The following is a 17,823-nucleotide window of genomic DNA, read 5'->3' as shown; positions in this document are numbered from 1 at the left end:
CCATAAAAATGACAAGAGGCCCCCGGGAGCGAACAAGTCGCTCCCGGGGGCCTCTTTGTTATAAATCTACTGAGTTATGTCCCAGCCTCTTGTTCGTTAGCTGCTCATCTGGTCTTCCATACTATACTTCGGCAAGATAATCGTGAACGTCGAGCCATGGCCGACGCTCGAATCGACTCGAATCGAGCCGCCGTGCCCTTCAGCAATCTCTTTACAGATGGCGAGGCCGAGGCCCGTGCCGCCGATTTTACGGCTGGCCGAATTGTCGACGCGATAAAATTTGTCGAACAGTTTCGGCAACGCTGCCATCGGAATCCCGATGCCCGTGTCTTGAATCGAAATCTCGATGATATCTGATTGATCAGTCGTAACGCAGATGGCCACTTTCCCGCCATCCGGCGAGTACTTGATCGCATTGTGGAGCAAGTTCGTGAACAGCTGACTGAGCCGATCCCGGTCACCGTATACATAGAGATTCGCATCACATTCGAGGGCGAGCTGATGATGTTCGCTCGCGCCTTGGTGGACGGCAATCGTCTCTTTCAAGATGTCATGCAGGCTCTCCGGTTGGCTATGGTACGTCTGTTTGCCGGACTCCATCCGTTGCACGTCCAATAAGTTTGAAATCAAGTCCTCGAGACGCAATGTCTCTTGGTGGATCATTCCTAAGTATTGGTCGGTGCGTTCGGCAGGCATCGTTCGATAACGCAACAGCTCGGTGAAGCCGATGATGCTCGTGAGCGGCGTGCGCAGTTCATGCGACACGGTCGAGACAAGCTCTGTCTTCAACCGATCGACCTCGGTCTCTTGTGTCACGTCCCGGAAGACGAGCATCGTACCGTGCCGGGTACCACGCAAGTGAATCTTTTCCGCGTACATCTGGATGAAACGGGCTTCTTGATTCATCGAGAACGTCACGCTCTCTTCCATGCTCTCACCGTCAAACGCACGGCGCATGAATGAGAAGAACGAGTCTTTTTGATTGACTTGCAGGCCGAGCTCTTCTAGGTCGGCGTCTAAGCGATACAAATCCATCTCATTTCGTTTCGTGACGGCTTGGTTGAACATGATGAAGAGAGCCTGGTTGGCGAACTTCTCGTGTGTCGTATGCTCGACATAAATGACCGCATCACGAATCGAGTGCAGGAGCCGCGCCGTCTTCTCGCGTTCTTCCTCGACTTGATAGCGCTGCGTCGCAAGGGAAGAAGCCATTTGACGGAATGAATTCGTCAACTGTCCGACCTCGTTTCGTGACGACACGGCCGGTGGGATTGGAATAATCCGTTCGTCCGCCAAACGTTCACTGTTGATGATCAACTCACGAAGTTGACCGGTCAGTCGTTGGACGTAAGGACGGGCGGCGATGAAGAGGACGAGCAAGACCGCTAAGAGAGAGAGGAGCCATAACACTTGGGCCCACTTCGTATGTGTGGCCAGTTGTTCCCGTAGCAGATTCTCTTCTTCATTTAATGAGTTGCGATACTCCGTGAATACGGTCTCCATATCGACAATGCTCGCGCTCATGTCAGCGGCACTTTTCGAATTGATCTTGAATTTGCGATCGGCAGGTGGTTCCACTTGTGGATTCACTTTACCGAGCGTCGGCATTTTCAAGAACGGTTCAGTGACCGTCCCTTCGCGTTTGGCGATGACATATCGCTCAAGGCTCGGCATGACGCGTTGTTGATAGGCCGAGAATAGCGTCCGCGCGTCGCTGGCATACGTCTTCTCTTTTTCCGTGACCGCGTTCGTCTCGAACCATGCGGTCTGAATCTCAATCAAGTCTTGTTTTTCTTTCACGCGAGCGAGCATCGCCTCGTCGCCGAGGATGACATAGCCACGCATTTCATATTGCATCGACTGCCACGTTTCGAATAGTTCGGTCGCATTCGTGCGACGTTCACTAATGTTCTCGAGCGATGATGTCGTCTGTTCGATTCGGTTTTCCGTATACATGTACACGGCGAGTGAGGTCAGGAGGATCAGTCCGATGAATAAATAGAAGACGAATAAAAACTGTCTTCCGATCCGTTGGTCAATCCATGCTTTCATAAAGGCCGGTCCTTCCCGGAACTGCGTACATTCCTGATGTGACAAATATCCTGCGAGTGTCGTTCTTTCATTGTACAGATTTAAACCAGTTGTTTCCACCAATCAAGAAATAAGCGGAAATCTAACTATTGTCTATTGAATAATAGTGAACGATAAGCTATTGTTTAATATATAGTAGAGGAGGCGAGGGAATGAATCCTCAATTTAAGAAAGGCGTGCTCAACTTGTGCGTGCTCGCACTTGTCGAGACGCATGATCGTTACGGTTATGAGCTCGTGCAAGCCATTTCGGCAAAAGTCGCCATCTCAGAAGGTGCCGTCTACCCGCTCCTAAGGCGACTCACGTCAGACGGGTACTTCACGACGTATTTAAAAGAATCGGCAGAAGGACCACCGCGAAAGTACTACGCCATCACGGAGCAGGGGAAAGCTCATTTGACGGAACTACGCGCGGAATGGGAGACGTTCACGACCGGCGTCAACGAATTGATCGAAGGGGGAACGGACAAATGACAGAAGAACAGTATTTATTGGAACTCGAACGTTTGTTGATGGGGATGCGCGTCATCGATCGGGTTGATATTTTACGGGATGTGTCGGAGTACTTTGCGAGCGGACGACTCGACGGGAAAAGTGATGCGGCAATGGTCGAGGAGCTCGGGACGCCAAGCGCACTCGCGAGCGAGTTGCTCGGCACGGTCGAGCCACTCACTGCAGAGCGAAAGGAACCGGCTATTGTGAAAAGTCCGAACGTTGCGTTCCGCAACGTCTCAATCAACGTCCTGCAAGCACACGTCAAAGTCGTCCCATCTGATGACGGCTTTGCCTACGCGACGCTCGAGACGGAACGGGACCACGGGGTGACGATGGATATCGTTGGGGACACGCTCGAAATCCGAATTGAGTCAGAACGTCGTTTCGGTCTGTCGAACCTATTCTCCTGGATCGTCACGAAAGCACCGGTGTTACACGTCGAGCTGCCGCGCCATGCGTATGAGAAGGTCATGATCAAAAACCGTCTCGGTTCGTGCGATATGAGCAACGTTGACGCCACGTCGGTCGACGTCGAGAGTGAGAATGGGAGCATCACGGCCCACACAGTTCGCGCCGAGCGTGCCTCATTCCGCTCCTCGAACGGAAAAGTCAGTTTAACGTCGATGACAGGACAGGTCCTTGACGCGCAATCATCGAACGGGAATGTGGAAGTGGGCGCCTCGAACGTGGACCGCCTCGAAATCCAATCGTCGAACGGTCGCCTCGATATTAACGACGTGACAGGAGCGATTGAGGGGAAAACCTCGAACGGCCGCATCGACTGTGTGATTGATGTGATCGAGCATCCAATCCGTCTGAAGACGAACAATGGCCGCATCGATATGCGTCTGAAGCAAGATCCGCGTGATGCCGTCATTCGGGCCAAGACGAGAAACGGCAAAGTCGAGCTGTTCGGGGATCGGGCGAACGAGCGGACGTTCGGGGACGGAGCGGTTGAAGTCAAACTGACGAGCTCAAACGGGAGTATCACGGTCGAATAAACTGAACACAAAAAGACTCGCTACGTGAATGGCTTCATCACGCGGCGAGTCTTTTTCCTTATAAGTCATGGACGAGCAAATAGGCGACACGGACAGGTCCGTGGACGCCGACAATCAAATTCATCTCGATATCGGCCGAGTTCGACGGGCCGGAGATGAAGTTGACACCGTTCGGCGAGGCGAGGTCACCGGTCCGGTCAAGTTCGGCTAATTTTTTGGCTGCCTGTGTCATCCGCGGCACGAGCACCGATTTCGGGATGATGGCAATATGGTCGCGCGGCAATAAGCTGATTGTGCGTGACTTCCCTGGAGCCGCGTACTGGACGATCGTCGCACTCTCGGCGAGGGCCTGGTCGGCAATCGTGATACCGATATCGGCCTTCACGGCGAGGGCACGGCTGTCTTCTGGCCGCTCCGCATCCCACCAGTCGAACGATTCGCTCGTCTGGGGCGCCCATGCCTGGATTCGGTCGTCACGTTCGGCGATGATGCTCTGCCCATCATACCGTTCAATCAAGAGACGGAGTGTATCATCGAGGTTAGCCGACTCGCATTCGACGACGTCAGTATGGATGCGTGTCGCGACCATCCGGAACGTCTCGAGCAGTTCCTCGTCAGAGGCGTCTTTCAGCACCTCGTCTTGCGGGCGGTGCTTATACACGCGTTTCGGCGGCGTCAAGTCGACGTCACGTCCGAGCTGTCCGGCGATTCGTTTTAGAAAGTCTTCGCGATTGGTGATCGTGCCTGGATTCATTCTGCATTCCCCCGTTTCTTGAACCAATCCCGTACCGTCTGCTTGGCGGGTTGCGGCAAGTCTTTCGAATCCGTCCAGGCCGGCAAGCCTTTCTCGATTTGTCCCGCTTTCGTGAATGGGGACGATGCGAACGGCGCGATGTGTTCGGCCGCTTCGAACAAGAACGGGCTCGACGACGTGACCGCAAAGCCTTTCATGGCGATGCGCTCGACGAACGGTGACTGTTTTTTCTCTTCGACGATGACACGGCGATGTTCGATCAATAGCTCGTGGAGCGGAATCTTGACCGGGCAGGCTTCCGTACAGGCACCGCATAGACTCGAGGCATACGGCAACTCTTTATAATTCTCGTAGCCGTCGAGGAGCGGGGCGAGCACGGCGCCGATCGGACCCGGATAAATCGAGCCGTAGGCATGACCACCGATGTGGCGGTACACGGGACAGACGTTGATACAGGCCGCACAACGGATGCATTGAAGGACAGATTGGAACTGTGTGCCGAGGATGCCGGAACGTTTGTTGTCGACGATGACGAGATGGAACTCCTCTGGTCCATCGACTTCGCCGTGATCGCGCGTGCCAGCGAACGTCGTGATGTACGAGGTGAGTCGTTGACCGACGGCGCTCCGACACAACATGTTGACGAGTACTTCGAACTCCTCGTACGACGGGACGATCCGTTCCATCCCCATGACGGAAATGACAGTGTCCGGAAGCGACGTCACCATGCGGCCGTTCCCTTCGTTCGTGACGAGTCCGACGGCACCGCTCTCGGCGATGGCGAAGTTACAGCCGGTGATGCCGACCTCCGCTTTCAAAAAGTCTTTTCGTAACTCACGGCGTGCATAGCGCCCGAGCTCGGTCGGGTCGTTCGTCCCTTCGTAGCCGTGGGCCGTGAACGTCTCATGGACGGCGTTCCGGTCTTTATGGAGGGCCGGGGCGACGATATGCGACGGCGGATCATTATCGAGTTGAAGGATCCATTCCCCGAGGTCGGACTCGACGACCGTGCAACCTTCCTCATGGAGCGCCTCGTTCAGCCCGATTTCTTCTGTCACCATCGACTTCGATTTGACGACATGTTTGGCGTTTTTGGCGCGTACAACTTCCCGGATATAACGGTTTGCTTCTTCCGGCGTCTCGGCGAAGAAGACGTTGCCGCCTCGTTTCGAGATGTTCTCGCTCAATTGATATAAGTAATAGTCGAGATGTTCGAGTACGTGTTGGCGAATCTCTTCCGAATGGTCCCGGAACGCTTCCCAATCCCCGAGTTCACCTGCCGCGTTTAAACGACCGTCACGCAGACGGTTTTGCGCCGAACTGACAGCCTGACGCATGAACGGATTGTCGATTCCGTCTTTGCGTCGATCCTGAAACTTCTCATCTAACCGAATCCCCATACTCATGCTTGTTTCACCCCTTCGTTCAACACTTCCGCGATATGCATCACTTTGATCGGATGACCTTGTTTATGCAAACGTCCCCCGATGTTCATCAGACATGAAGCGTCAGCCCCAATCAACACTTCGGCTCCCGAGTTCAAGATCGATTCGACTTTCTCATCGACCATCTGCACCGAGACGTCTGGCATCTTGACGGAGAACGTCCCCCCGAAGCCACAACAGTTGTGGACATTGTCGAGCGGGAGCATCGTCAATCCGTCGACATTTTTAAGTAGCTGGCCCGGTGCCGCCTCGATTCCGAGGAGGCGCGTCATATGACAAGACGCATGATACGTTGCCTTGGCTGGGAACTTGGCCCCGACGTCCGTCACTTCGAGCACGTCAACGATGAACTGCGTCAACTCGAACGTCTTCGCCGCATGAGCCTCGGCCCGCGCCTTCCAAACGGGATCATCTTTAAATAAATGTGGATAGTCGCGCATCATCATGACACAAGATCCAGACGGACCGACGATATACTCAGCATCCGCCTTCTCGAACGTCTCAATCATATGTTTCGCAATCTTTTTCGTCTCTTCATGGTAGCCGCTATTGTAAGCGGGCTGCCCGCAACACGTTTGTTCAAATGGGAAACTGACTTCACAACCTAGATGTTCTAATAGTTCGACCGTCGCTTGTCCTACCGATGGGAACAACGTATCGGAGAGACAAGTGACGAACAGCGCCACGTTAGGCATGTCCATTCCTTCTTTCCTGTTCTTAGTCAAAATCGAAAACGGTTTCACAGTTATTATTCCATAATAAACGAGTCCAAAACAGAAAAATGGAACGATTTTCACAAAAAAATGTCAAATCTTGTCTAATTGAGAACTAAATGATAATGAATCAATATTCAGAAGATGACTGCTATAAAACAGCATTACCCTGCCCGATAACAGAAAAACCCTCATCGGTCGACGAGGGCTCGAATCTAACTTATAAGAAAAACATTTCCAGGATGAATAGCGCGCCGAACAAGTAGATGAGCGGGTGGACTGTTTCTTTGTTCATCGCTTTAAAAATCGGATACAGGATGAAACCGAAGGCGATCCCGCGTTCGATACTGCCTGAGAGCGGCATGATGAGAATCGTCATGAACGCCGGGAAGTATTCGCTGAAGTCTGTCCAGTCGATGTAACGGACGTTCGTCAACATGAGCGCACCGACGATGATGAGGGCCGGTGCCGTGATGGCGGCAACACCAGAGATGGCGCCGATGAGCGGGCTGAAGAACAATGTCAGTCCGAACATGGCGGCCACGACCGCTGTCGTGAGACCGGTCCGTCCGCCTTGGGCGACACCGGCGGCCGACTCGATATAAGCCGTCGACGGGCTCGTCCCGACGAGCGAGCCGCCCATCGTCGCGAGCGAATCGGCGAACAAGGCGCGGTGCCCGTTTTCGATCGTCCCATCCTCTTTCAACAGGTTGGCCTGTTTTCCGACACCGACGAGTGTTCCGGTCGTATCGAACAACGTGACGAGGAAGAACGACAAGACGGCACCGAACAAACCGTACTGGATGACGTCCGAGAACGCCGTGAGCGGATTGACCATAAGTCCTTCCGGCAATGTCGGCATCGCCGTCACGCCTTCAATCTTCAAGAGACCCATAAAGGTGGCCGCGATGCCTGTGAGCACCATCCCGATGAGGAGTGAGCCCGGCACGTTCCGTGAGAACAAGAGGGCCGAGACGATCAAACCGCCGAGGACGAGCAGGACGCTTGGCGACGACAAGTCCCCGAGGCGAACGAGGTTTGCTTCATCGGCGACGATGAGTCCTGACAACTTCAATCCGAGCGAGGCGATGAACAAACCAATACCGGTCGTGATGGCGTGCTTGAGCGAGGCCGGGATGGCTTGAATCAGTTTCGTCCGAATCGGTGACAGCGACAAAATCAAGAAGAAGACCGATGAGACGAAGACGACGCCGAGCGCGGCGGACGGCGTGATCTGTTGCTGGGCGACGAGCGTATACGCGAAGAATGCGTTCAGTCCCATCCCTGGGGCGACGGCAATCGGAAGGTTGGCGTAGAACGCCATGAGCCCGGTACCGATCAAGATGGCGATGATGGTCGCCGTGAATGCCTGGGCGAACGGGATGCCGGCATCTGACAGAATTGCCGGGTTGACGACAGAGATGTAAGCCATCGTCACGAACGTTGTGATGCCGGCCATCACTTCTTGTTTAACGTTCGTTCCATGTTGTTTCAATTGAAATAAGTTCATGAGTAGGACTCCCTATGATTAGTAATTTACGAACAATATCGTCCGACAATCGTCGAATTAACGTTATCAACTTGATGACTATACAAAATGAGTCGGCGGTCGTCAATGATTTTGAGTGAAAAAACATTAAATATTCTCATGTAAGCGTTGATTGTTCGGAAATAGACGAAATAAAAATAATGCTTGCTCTGAAACGCGTTTCAGACTGTACGGTTAAGTCAAAGGAGGGAAAGCTCATGAATCCGACAACGTGGAAAACCTGGTGTAGTGGGATCGTCTACGAACTCGTCATCAATCAGTTGTATACGCCGCTCGGAAGAATGTTGTGCGCCCGTTTTCAAGACGAGTTTCTTCATCTACCCGTCGAAGAACGGTTTCGTCTCGTCCAAGCTATCCGAAAACAAGTGATTGCGAAAGGTGACAGTCAGGAGGCAGACTGGGTACACTATATGCAAAGACTGACAGATTGAGGTGAAACGAGATGGCGAACATTCGAGATATCGCAAAATATGCGGACGTCTCTGTGACGACGGTGTCGCGCGTGCTCAATGAGCATCCGTACGTGTCGAAAGAGAAGCGTGAGCGGGTGCAACGGGCGATGGCCGAACTTGGCTATTTACGGAATCAGCAGGCGCTGACGTTATCGACCGGTCGCACGCAGCGTTTCGTCGTCGTGTTGCCGTATTTGGATCATCCGTATTATGGACTGTTCGTCAACGGGCTCGCGAAAGCCGCCCTCCAAAGAGATTACCGACTCGTCATGTGGCAGACAGAGTATCAACTCGACCAAGAACGGCAAGCGCTTGATTTATTGAAGCACCGTGAAGTCGATGGGGCGATCCTGTTATCCCACACGATGTCATTCGATGAGATGGAAACGTATCGAAAATTTGGTCCGATCGCGGTCGCGACCGTCGGGGCGCCGCAGACGATTTCTTCGGTCCACGTCGATCATTACACCGCGTTCGTCGCCGGTTTGCGCGTGTTGGCGCAAGCGGGATATGCCGAAATCGGCATCGTGTTGTCAAGACAAGACAGTCCAAGCTCGATCGCGCGTCAGCAAGCGTACTTCGATGAAGTCGAACTTGCGCGTGAGCGGTGGGTCTGGACCGGTTACTTGACGAGCGAGGACGGAATCGGACTGGCCGATGCGTTTCTGCGTCAACAAGAGCGTCCTCGAGCGCTCTTTTTCTCGTCGGATTATGTGGCGCTCGGTTTTTTAGGGGGATTACGCCGTCGTAATGTCAGCATCCCCGATGAAGTCGCCATCCTGGGCTTCGATGGTCATCCGATCGGTCAGGCATTCGGTCTGTCGACGATGCACTCGCCAAATGAAGACATCGGCCGAACGCTGTTCGACGTGACGTTTGATGAAATGAACGGTGCAGCTTCGGTCACAAACAGTTTAACGGTCACATATTTACCGGGGACGACACTCTAGGCAACTTCCTCGCTCGTCTTTTCTGAAACGATTAGAATGGAGACAGAAGTCGAGAGGAGGATGACAGATGAAGATTAACGTGACAGAAGAAGCACTCCAATTTTTTAAAGATGAAATGGAAGTCGAGGCAGGCCAGACGGTGCGCCTCTTCGCCAAATATGGGGGTTCGACCGATTTGACGCACGGCTTCTCAGTGGGCGTCATCACAGAAGACATCGACAACGCTGTAGTCGAAACGGAAGCGGACGGGATTCGCTTCGTCGTGGCTGAACAGGATGAATGGTTGTTCCAAGGACAAGACGTCAACGTCGAGATCCGTGGCGACGAGGTCGTCTTCGTTCAAGCGTGACATCACAGTTTGTTAACAGTAAGAATACATCCGTTTGAAGCCATCCAGCTCGGGGAACAGTCTACGACATGACAAAACCGAAAGGATGAGACAGATGTCAGAACAAGATAAAAAGCGTGAACAAGAAGAACAAGAGAAGTTGAAACGAGACCAACCGGATATTTCGCACGAAGAAGATTCAAAAGGGGATCATTCGGACCTCGAAGAGACGGACGAAGACGAACAAGCGTAAAGAGCCCCTAGTGGCTCTTTTTGTTTGGGAATTGAAAGAATGAGTATAGACGTTATAATGGATAAGGGAAAACTATCATAGTGAGGAGAATGTATGATGAGTACAGTACTAGTCTTTGGACATAAAAATCCAGACACAGATACGATTTGTTCGGCGCTCGCTTACGCGGAGCTCAAGAAAAAGTTAGGGATGGACGCTGAGGCAATCCGTCTCGGTGAAGTGAACGGGGAGACGCAATATGCGCTCGACCACTTCCGCGTCAAGGCACCACGTCTCGTGGAACGCGTGTCAGACGAAGTGAACTCGGTCATCTTGGTCGACCATAACGAGTTTCAACAAAGCGCGGAAGACATCGCGGACGTACGCATCCTTGAAGTCGTCGACCATCACCGCATCAGTAATTTCCAAACAGCAGATCCGCTCTACTATCGGGCGGAGCCGGTCGGTTGCACGGCGACAATCTTGCTCAAACTTTATAAAGAGCATGGTGTTGACATTGCGCCTGATATGGCAGGGTTGATGCTATCGGCGATCATCTCGGACTCGCTCTTGTTCAAGTCACCGACATGCACGGACGAGGATATCAAAGCGGCAAAAGAACTCGCAGCCATTTCTGGCACTGACATCGAGACATACGGTCTTGAGATGTTGAAGGCTGGAGCGGACCTCAGCCAAAAAACGATCCCAGAACTCATCTCGCTCGACGCAAAAGAGTTTGCGATGGGCGACTACCGCATTGAGATCGCTCAAGTGAACACGGTCGACGCGAACGATGTGTTAAGCCGTAAAGCCGAAGTCGAAGCGGCAATGGCCGCGAAGCTATTAGACAAAGAACTCGATTTGTTCGTCTTCGCCATCACAAACATTTTGACGAATGATTCGGAAGCACTCGTTGTCGGTAAGAAGACTGATTTATTCGAGCAGGCGTTCAACGTCAAATTGGTCGAGGGTCTCGCAACGCTTCCTGGTGTCGTCTCGCGCAAAAAACAAATTGTACCGGTGCTCACAGCAGCGGCGACGAACTAAGAAACGAGAAAGGCTCGAAGCAGATCAATCTGCTCCGAGCCTTTTTTGCGGTTAAGATGCTTGTTTTTGTCGTCCATACGTTCCGATGCGCCATAATTTCTCGAACGGACCGTATCGATGCGATTTCAGCCACCACATTGAGAAGAACGCTTGGGCAATCAAAATCGCGATACTTAAGAACAATCCTTCCGTCAACGACAGGCGACCGTAGTAGCCGAGGGCGATGACCGGCAGGACGACGACGAGCGTGTGCGTCAAATAGTTCGTCAGCGCCATACGGCCAAGCGCCTGTAGCGGACGGAATGCGCGTCCGTTACGGACGGCGATCGTAAAGAGACAGACGTACGCCGTCGCGAGCAGTTTCCCAGAGACGAGGACAGCCGCAGAGTTCGTCGCCGAATACTCGGCACCGCTACCGTAGTGATGCCAAATAATGACTGCGAAGAACGGTAGGGCCGCTATCGTGCAGATGATGGCCGTCCGGGTCAATCCTCGGATACTCCACGTGAGGAGTTTCCGTTCCCGTCCGATATAAAGACCGAACAAGAACAGGCTGAAGATTTCAAAGCCAGCAAACAACGAGTTTTGGAACATATCAATAATTTCATTTTCCAAGCGATAGTCGAACCATGGTCCGAATCCAGAATTGAATGCGGACGGGAATGGGCCTCCGATAGATGTATATCCTAGCGCCCATTCCAGATAGATTGATGAGCCGTAGAACAATACGAAGCTCGTAATCAACAAGCCCCATGCCCACCTTAGAATCGCGCGATTACTCAATCCATAAAACAGTGGGAGCAACAAGCCCCACATCGCATACGTATGTAAGATGTCACCCGACCAAATGGCCAGGTGAGCGAGTCCGAATAGGAACAAGATGGCGATACGGCGGATATAACGACCGACCGAATCCCCGCGCGCATACGAGCGCTCGAGAAAAATCGAGAAGCCGATTCCGAACAAGAGCGAGAAAATCGTGTAAAACTTCGTCTGGACGAACAAATCGAACAGCGTCCGGACGAAGAGGTCGCTTCCTTCATACATCGGATTACCGAAAATCCAGTCGCTCCCGAGCATGCTTGGGATGTTGACGAGGAAGATGCCGCATAAGGCAAACCCTCGAATGATATCATACAGAACGATGCGTTCGTTTACTTGGATCGGGCCAGCCATACGTCACTTCCTCTACACGAATTAGAATACTTTTGTCGTCCACGATTCACAGTTCCAGACGTCGGTGACGATGTCTTGATAGAACTCCGGTTCGTGACTGATGAGTAGGATACTGCCTTTATATTCTTTCAACGCGCGCTTCAACTCTTCCTTCGCGTCAACGTCCAAGTGGTTCGTCGGCTCATCGAGGAGGAGCAAGTTTGATTCGTTGTTTTGGAGCTTACAGAGACGGACCTTCGCCTTCTCTCCACCACTGAGGACCGAGATTTTACTCTCGATATGCTTCGTCATGAGACCGCATTTCGCGAGCATGGCGCGGACTTGTTGCTGGTTGAGTGATGGGAACTCGCTCCAAATCTCTTCGATACACGTGTTGTTGCTGACGGCCGCTTCTTGTTCGAAGTACCCGATCTCCAAGAACTCACCGCGTTCGACGGTTCCTTCAAGCGGGTTGATCATGCCGAGCAGACTCTTCAACAGCGTCGTTTTCCCGATCCCGTTCGCACCGACGAGGGCGATCTTCTGACCGCGCTCCATTTGGAGGTCGAGCGGGCGTGAGAGCGGCTCGTCATAACCGATGACGAGATTTTTGGCGTCAAAGATGAGACGACCTGACGTGCGTGCCTGCAAGAACCGGAACTCTGGTTTCGGACGTTCCGCACTCAATTCGATGACGTCCATCTTATCGAGTTTCTTCTGGCGTGACATCGCCATGTTCCGCGTCGAGACGCGTGCCTTGTTGCGGGCGACGAAGTCTTTCAAGTCGGCGATTTCCGCCTGCTGGCGTTTATAAGCCGATTCAAGCTGCGAGCGTTTCATCTCGTATACTTCCATGAACTTGTCGTAGTCCCCGACATAGCGTGACAAGTCCTGGTTTTCCATATGGTAGACCAAGTTGATGACGCTGTTTAAGAACGGGATATCGTGCGAAATCAAGATGAAGGCGTTGTCGTAGTTTTGGAGATAACGCTTCAACCACTCGATGTGGGCCTCGTCCAAATAGTTGGTCGGCTCATCGAGGAGAAGGATGTCCGGCTTCTCGAGAAGCAATTTCGCGAGCAATACTTTCGTCCGCTGACCACCTGAGAGGTCCGTGACGTCACGGTCGAGTCCGACATCTAAAATACCGAGACCGCGAGCGACTTCCTCGACTTTTGCGTCGATGATATAGAAGTCGTTTGAATCGAGCATTTCCTGCAGTTCGCCGACTTCAGCGAGCATGTCGTCCATCTGTTCAGGTGTCGCATCGCCCATTTCCATATAGAGCTCACCGATTCGTGTTTCGGTGTCAATCAAGTATTGGAATGCGCTTTTTAAAACGTCCCGAATCGTCATCCCACGCTCGAGGACAGCGTGCTGGTCAAGGTAACCGACACGGACGTTTTTCGCCCATTCAATTTTGCCTTCGTCAGGCTGGAGCTTACGCGTGATGATGTTCATGAACGTAGATTTTCCTTCACCGTTCGCTCCGATGAGGCCGATGTGTTCGCCTTTCAATAGACGGAAAGACACGTCGTTCAAAATGGCGCGGTCACCGAAACCGTGGCTCAAGTTTTGTACTGTTAATATACTCATATTTCTTATTCGTTCCCTTCAAAGTTGACTATCCGATATTGTAGCATGGATTCAAAAAAATTAGTACGCCAGTCCGACCGATTGGCGGATGAAGAGCTGGTCTTCGACGGCGTTCAACATGAACTGGGCGACATCGGCTCGCGAGATTTGTTTGCCGTTGTCTGGAATGCCGTCGATAGACGTTCGATACACCGAGGTCCGAGGACCGTCCGTCAGTTGCATCGGCCGCACGATCGTGTAGTCGAACGACGAGTTGCGCCATAAATCGACCGCGGCCCGGTGGTCACGGAGCGGCTTCCGAAGCATGAACATCACGACCGTACCGGCGATGCCCGGAATTTCCTTGTCGATTCCGGCAGAAGCGAGATAGACGACCCGGTTGATGGCGTTCGCTTTCAGCGCCGGGACGAGTGCGTCGGTGACGCGGGCCAAGAAGTCAGTGTCGCTCAAGTCAGTCCCGAGACAGCTGATGACGGCATCATGACCAGCGAGGGCGTCTGTCAAAGCGACGCTGTCTGTGACGTCGCCTTCGATGATTTCAAGTTGCGGAGTCGGAATCAATTTTTTTTGTTCCCGCACGAAGGCGGTCACATGGTGGCCATGCTCGATGGCTTGGTCGACAAACTGATGACCGGTCCGGCCGGTGGCACCTAAAACGAATAGCTTCATAATGGATGTGGCTCCTCTCGTTTTTCCAGTATCTTTAGTATACAGGAGTTTCAGAAAAATCGAACTTTTAGCCGTCTTTTCCAAAACGGGTTGCAATTTCTACAATATCGTCTAGAATAAGTCCTATCTTATATAAATAAAAGATTCGCACTCGTATATCAGCGGGAATATGGCCCGCAAGTCTCTACCGAACCACCGTAAATGGTTCGACTACGGGTGACGCTTGTCGTGTGCATTCGTTTTGTTTCCACGCGGTTCGTCGTCCCCGGGTTGGGGTGACGAATCGCATTTTTTTATTGGAGGGAAAACAATGAAGCAGTTAGAAGACAAAATCAGAGATGAAGGGCAAGCGTTGTCCGAGCACGTATTGAAAGTCGATGCCTTCTTGAACCATCAAATCGATCCTGTCTTGATGCAGGCGATCGGTCGTGAGTTCGCGGATCGGTTCCGTGACGCGGGAATCGATCGTATCGTCACATTGGAATCGAGCGGAATCGCTCCGGCGATGATGACGGCGCTCGAGATGAACATTCCGTTCGTCTTCGCCCGTAAACGCAAATCACTCACACTTCAAGATGATCTCGTCGAAGCGGACGTTTACTCGTTCACGAAACAAGAGACGAACCGCATCAGTTTGAGCCGTCGCTTCGTCCAACCTGGGGAGCGCGTGCTCGTCATCGACGATTTCCTCGCCAACGGGGAAGCGGCACTCGGTTTGACGCAACTCGTCGAATCGGCCGGTGCGGTCGTCGCCGGTGTCGGCATCGTCATCGAGAAATCATTCCAGCCGGGACGGGACAAGTTGCTCGAGCGAGGCTATCAAGTCGAGTCACTCGCTCGGATCGCCAAGCTTGAAGCAGGTGAGATTTCCTTCATGGAGGTAGTCCGATGAACACGTTCAAGACAGCCAGTCTCGGATTCCAACACTTACTTGCCATGTACACGGGCGCGGCGATCGTCCCGCTCATCGTCGGCGGTGCCATCGGTCTCGGACCGACTGAACTCGCTTACCTCGTCGCAATCGATTTGTTCATGTGCGGTGTAGCCACGCTGTTGCAAGTATGGACGACTCGTTTCACCGGTGTTGGTCTGCCAGTCGTACTTGGTTGTACGTTCACCGCGGTCGGTCCGATGATTGCCATCGGTAGTTCGAGCGGCATCACCGCCATCTATGGGGCACTCATCGCGAGCGGAATCATTGTCATCTTAATTTCAGGCTTTGTCGGGAAACTGGCTCGCTTCTTCCCGCCGGTCGTGCTCGGCTCGGTCGTGACGATTATCGGTCTCTCGCTCATCCCAGTCGCTGTCAATGATATCGGCGGTGGGATGCCAGGTGAGCCTGGCTTCGCTTCGATGCAAAACTTGGCGCTCGGTGGCTTGACCATCGGTTTGATTCTCGTCTTGAACCGAATCGGTACCGTGTTCACGCGCGCGGCCGCTGTCTTGTTTGCGGTCTTGATCGGTACAGGGGTCGCCGCGTTCCTCGGTCTCGTCGATTTCAGTCCGGTCCGTGAGGCCGGTTGGTTCCAAATGGTACAACCGTTCTACTTCGGGATGCCGACGTTTGACGTCTCGGCCATCCTCGTCATGACGCTCGTGGCCATCATCTCGATGATTGAATCGACCGGTGTCTTCTTAGCATTGAGCGATATCACGAAAAAACCGATTGGCTCGAACGAGTTGACGAAAGGGTATCGGGCCGAGGGTGTGGCAACGATTCTCGGAGGGATTTTCAACAGCTTCCCGTACACGACGTTCAGTCAAAACGTCGGTCTCGTCCAATTGTCAGGCGTCAAATCACGTCGCGTCATCTTCTGGACGAGCGGTCTGTTGATTTTGCTGGGCTTCTTGCCGAAAGTCGCGACGTTCACGACATTGATCCCGAAACCGGTTCTCGGCGGGGCGATGCTCGTCATGTTCGGCACGGTCGCCGCGTCAGGGATTCGGATTTTGAGCCAAGTCGATTTTGCGAAAAATGAGAACTTGATTACAATCGCCTTGTCGATCGGTGTCGGACTTGGTATCACGGCCAACCCGGCCATCGTCGCAAATATGCCGGAAGCGGTGCAGTTGTTCACGGACAGTGCCATCGTCGCCGGATCGTTCACTGCTTTGTTATTGAACGGGTTCTTCCGACTCGTCGACCGGTTCCGTCCGGCCGAGGTCGTTGCCGATAACCGGCAAGTCAGCTAGACTGAAAGGAACTACGTAACTAGGGGGAACAAGCATGGGGAAAACTGCACTTGTCGTTGGCGCCACCGGATTGATTGGACGCGAACTCGTCGAACAGTTGCTCGAACAAGAACGGTATGATCAAGTCTGGATAATCGTCCGCCGCTCGAAACGATGGAGTCATCCGAAACTGCATGAAGTCGTCGGGTTCGAAGGAATGGACGAGGCGTTGCCGCACATTGATGATGTCTACTGCGCACTCGGGACGACGATTGCCGTCGCCGGTTCACGTCAGGCGTTCAAACATGTCGATCTCGACTTGCCGCTTAAAGTGGCACGTGTCGGGAAACGACACGGGGCGACACGTTACGCCGTCGTCTCGGCGCAAGGCGCGTCACTTCGGTCACCTTTCTTCTACAACCGGGTGAAAGGGGAGCTCGAGAACGGGCTCAAAGTGTTTGGCTTCGAACACTTGATTATCGCCCGTCCGTCGCTCTTGCTCGGAGACCGTGAGGAGTTCCGTCTCGGCGAGAAAGCAGCCGAGGTCGTCAGCCGTCCGCTCCAACCATTATTGCTCGATAAATTACCAGATGCTGCACCGATTCAAGCGCTCCATGTGGCGCGCGCGTTGATTATGGCCGCGGAAGAAGGACAAGGCATCGAAGTATTGACGTCTGGCATGATGCAGAGGATGAGCCAATGAACCCATTAACGAAGAAACGGACCAAAGCCGTCTTGATTGACGGTGTCATTGCCGGATTGCTAAGTTTTGGTGTCGAGCAGCTCGTCCGCAAGAAAGTGAAGAGCGAGTTCGTCCACGTCGTCATCACGCCGACACTCATCGCCTACGCGCTCGAGGCATGTCAGATGCGCCGTGGCGGACAGACGCTCGGGTATAAGCTGATGGGTCTCGAGTTGAAAAATGACGATGGGACACCGGTGACGGCCGAGCAAGCGTTCAAACGGGCGCTTCACCGCGACACAATCTCGATTGTCGCCTACGTCAAAGACCGCCCGCACTTCGAGGCCGAAGACGGTGCCGTCTTGCCGCACGACGCAGCGTTCCATATGCACGTAACCGAAAAAGAGGCTGGGACATAACTCAGTAGATTTATAACAAAGAGGCCCCCGGGAGCGACTTGTGAACTGAGCCCCGTAAAATGGACAGTTTAATA

Annotated in this window: 19 protein-coding genes and 1 riboswitch; of the genes, 11 read left to right on the top strand and 8 right to left on the bottom strand. The window is 53.1% G+C overall.

The genetic code is table 11. From position 1 onward, the window contains the following. Window positions 1-96 precede the first annotated feature (96 nt). A complete protein-coding gene (locus KNP02_RS14485) occupies window positions 97-2,052 on the bottom strand; it encodes a HAMP domain-containing sensor histidine kinase (protein ID WP_214710173.1) in 1,956 nt (651 codons plus the stop codon). A 191-nt stretch (window positions 2,053-2,243) separates the two neighbouring features. On the opposite strand from KNP02_RS14485, the gene KNP02_RS14480 reads away from it, so the two are divergent. Together KNP02_RS14480 and KNP02_RS14475 are read left to right on the top strand one after the other, a co-directional pair. Continuing rightward, the gene (locus KNP02_RS14480; RefSeq protein WP_214710175.1) at window positions 2,244-2,564 is read left to right on the top strand and encodes a PadR family transcriptional regulator; all 321 of its coding nucleotides are present in this window, start codon (window positions 2,244-2,246) and stop codon (window positions 2,562-2,564) included. Further along, entirely contained in the window at window positions 2,561-3,586 is a 1,026-nt protein-coding gene (locus KNP02_RS14475; protein ID WP_214710177.1) for a DUF4097 family beta strand repeat-containing protein, read from the top strand. The genes KNP02_RS14480 and KNP02_RS14475 overlap by 4 nt, the downstream gene beginning before the upstream one ends. Window positions 3,587-3,644: 58 nt before the next feature. On the opposite strand, the gene KNP02_RS14470 is transcribed toward KNP02_RS14475, so the two are convergent. The 4 genes from KNP02_RS14470 to KNP02_RS14455 form a co-directional block, all read right to left on the bottom strand. Continuing rightward, a complete protein-coding gene (locus KNP02_RS14470; RefSeq protein WP_138860096.1) occupies window positions 3,645-4,340 on the bottom strand; it encodes a LutC/YkgG family protein in 696 nt (231 codons plus the stop codon). After that, entirely contained in the window at window positions 4,337-5,740 is a 1,404-nt protein-coding gene (locus KNP02_RS14465; protein WP_214710198.1) for a LutB/LldF family L-lactate oxidation iron-sulfur protein, read from the bottom strand. Before KNP02_RS14465 ends, KNP02_RS14470 begins: the two co-directional genes overlap by 4 nt. Before the next feature lie 2 nt (window positions 5,741-5,742). Further along, a complete protein-coding gene (locus KNP02_RS14460; protein ID WP_138860095.1) occupies window positions 5,743-6,480 on the bottom strand; it encodes a (Fe-S)-binding protein in 738 nt (245 codons plus the stop codon). Between the two features lie 238 nt (window positions 6,481-6,718). Further along, window positions 6,719-8,008, bottom strand: a complete 1,290-nt coding sequence (locus tag KNP02_RS14455) for an NCS2 family permease (RefSeq protein WP_214710179.1) — start codon at window positions 8,006-8,008, stop codon at window positions 6,719-6,721. 236 nt (window positions 8,009-8,244) lie between these two features. On the opposite strand from KNP02_RS14455, the gene KNP02_RS14450 reads away from it, so the two are divergent. From KNP02_RS14450 to KNP02_RS14430, 5 genes are all read left to right on the top strand, one after another. Next, entirely contained in the window at window positions 8,245-8,478 is a 234-nt protein-coding gene (locus KNP02_RS14450; RefSeq protein ID WP_114164900.1) for a hypothetical protein, read from the top strand. A gap of 11 nt (window positions 8,479-8,489) precedes the next feature. Beyond that, window positions 8,490-9,449 (top strand): LacI family DNA-binding transcriptional regulator, encoded by a 960-nt coding sequence (locus KNP02_RS14445; RefSeq protein WP_214710181.1) that lies wholly within the window; start codon window positions 8,490-8,492, stop codon window positions 9,447-9,449. Between the two features lie 67 nt (window positions 9,450-9,516). Further along, window positions 9,517-9,798, top strand: coding sequence for a HesB/YadR/YfhF family protein (locus tag KNP02_RS14440; RefSeq protein WP_034780715.1), 282 nt, complete (start codon window positions 9,517-9,519; stop codon window positions 9,796-9,798). A gap of 94 nt (window positions 9,799-9,892) precedes the next feature. Then, window positions 9,893-10,030, top strand: a complete 138-nt coding sequence (locus tag KNP02_RS14435; protein ID WP_021068076.1) for a hypothetical protein — start codon at window positions 9,893-9,895, stop codon at window positions 10,028-10,030. 96 nt (window positions 10,031-10,126) lie between these two features. Next, complete coding sequence (locus tag KNP02_RS14430; protein WP_214710183.1) at window positions 10,127-11,056, top strand: manganese-dependent inorganic pyrophosphatase; 930 nt, start codon at window positions 10,127-10,129, stop codon at window positions 11,054-11,056. A 51-nt stretch (window positions 11,057-11,107) separates the two neighbouring features. On the opposite strand, the gene KNP02_RS14425 is transcribed toward KNP02_RS14430, so the two are convergent. The 3 genes from KNP02_RS14425 to KNP02_RS14415 are packed head-to-tail and all read right to left on the bottom strand — an operon-like array spanning window position 11,108 to window position 14,476. Then, the gene (locus tag KNP02_RS14425; RefSeq protein ID WP_214710185.1) at window positions 11,108-12,232 is read right to left on the bottom strand and encodes a DUF418 domain-containing protein; all 1,125 of its coding nucleotides are present in this window, start codon (window positions 12,230-12,232) and stop codon (window positions 11,108-11,110) included. Between the two features lie 21 nt (window positions 12,233-12,253). Next, window positions 12,254-13,807, bottom strand: coding sequence for an ABC-F family ATP-binding cassette domain-containing protein (locus KNP02_RS14420; RefSeq protein ID WP_214710187.1), 1,554 nt, complete (start codon window positions 13,805-13,807; stop codon window positions 12,254-12,256). Between the two features lie 60 nt (window positions 13,808-13,867). Further along, window positions 13,868-14,476 carry an NAD(P)-dependent oxidoreductase gene (locus tag KNP02_RS14415; RefSeq protein WP_214710189.1) on the bottom strand — a complete coding sequence of 203 codons (609 nt, stop codon included), beginning with the start codon at window positions 14,474-14,476 and terminating at the stop codon, window positions 13,868-13,870. 131 nt (window positions 14,477-14,607) lie between these two features. After that, window positions 14,608-14,709: riboswitch (purine riboswitch) on the top strand. A gap of 77 nt (window positions 14,710-14,786) precedes the next feature. On the opposite strand from KNP02_RS14415, the gene KNP02_RS14410 reads away from it, so the two are divergent. Genes KNP02_RS14410 through KNP02_RS14395 form a run of 4 tightly spaced genes read left to right on the top strand, consistent with a single transcriptional unit; the run spans window position 14,787 to window position 17,749 of the window. After that, entirely contained in the window at window positions 14,787-15,368 is a 582-nt protein-coding gene (locus KNP02_RS14410) for a xanthine phosphoribosyltransferase (RefSeq protein ID WP_214710191.1), read from the top strand. Beyond that, entirely contained in the window at window positions 15,365-16,669 is a 1,305-nt protein-coding gene (locus KNP02_RS14405) for a nucleobase:cation symporter-2 family protein (protein WP_029596283.1), read from the top strand. Before KNP02_RS14410 ends, KNP02_RS14405 begins: the two co-directional genes overlap by 4 nt. Before the next feature lie 34 nt (window positions 16,670-16,703). Then, window positions 16,704-17,351 carry an NAD(P)H-binding protein gene (locus KNP02_RS14400; RefSeq protein WP_214710193.1) on the top strand — a complete coding sequence of 216 codons (648 nt, stop codon included), beginning with the start codon at window positions 16,704-16,706 and terminating at the stop codon, window positions 17,349-17,351. Continuing rightward, entirely contained in the window at window positions 17,348-17,749 is a 402-nt protein-coding gene (locus KNP02_RS14395) for an RDD family protein (RefSeq protein ID WP_214710196.1), read from the top strand. The genes KNP02_RS14400 and KNP02_RS14395 overlap by 4 nt, the downstream gene beginning before the upstream one ends. Window positions 17,750-17,823: the final 74 nt, after the last annotated feature.

Source organism: Exiguobacterium sp. s40 (genome assembly GCF_018617905.1).
GTDB classification, from domain to species: domain Bacteria; phylum Bacillota; class Bacilli; order Exiguobacteriales; family Exiguobacteriaceae; genus Exiguobacterium; species Exiguobacterium mexicanum_A.
This window is presented reverse-complemented; position numbering and strand designations above follow the sequence as displayed.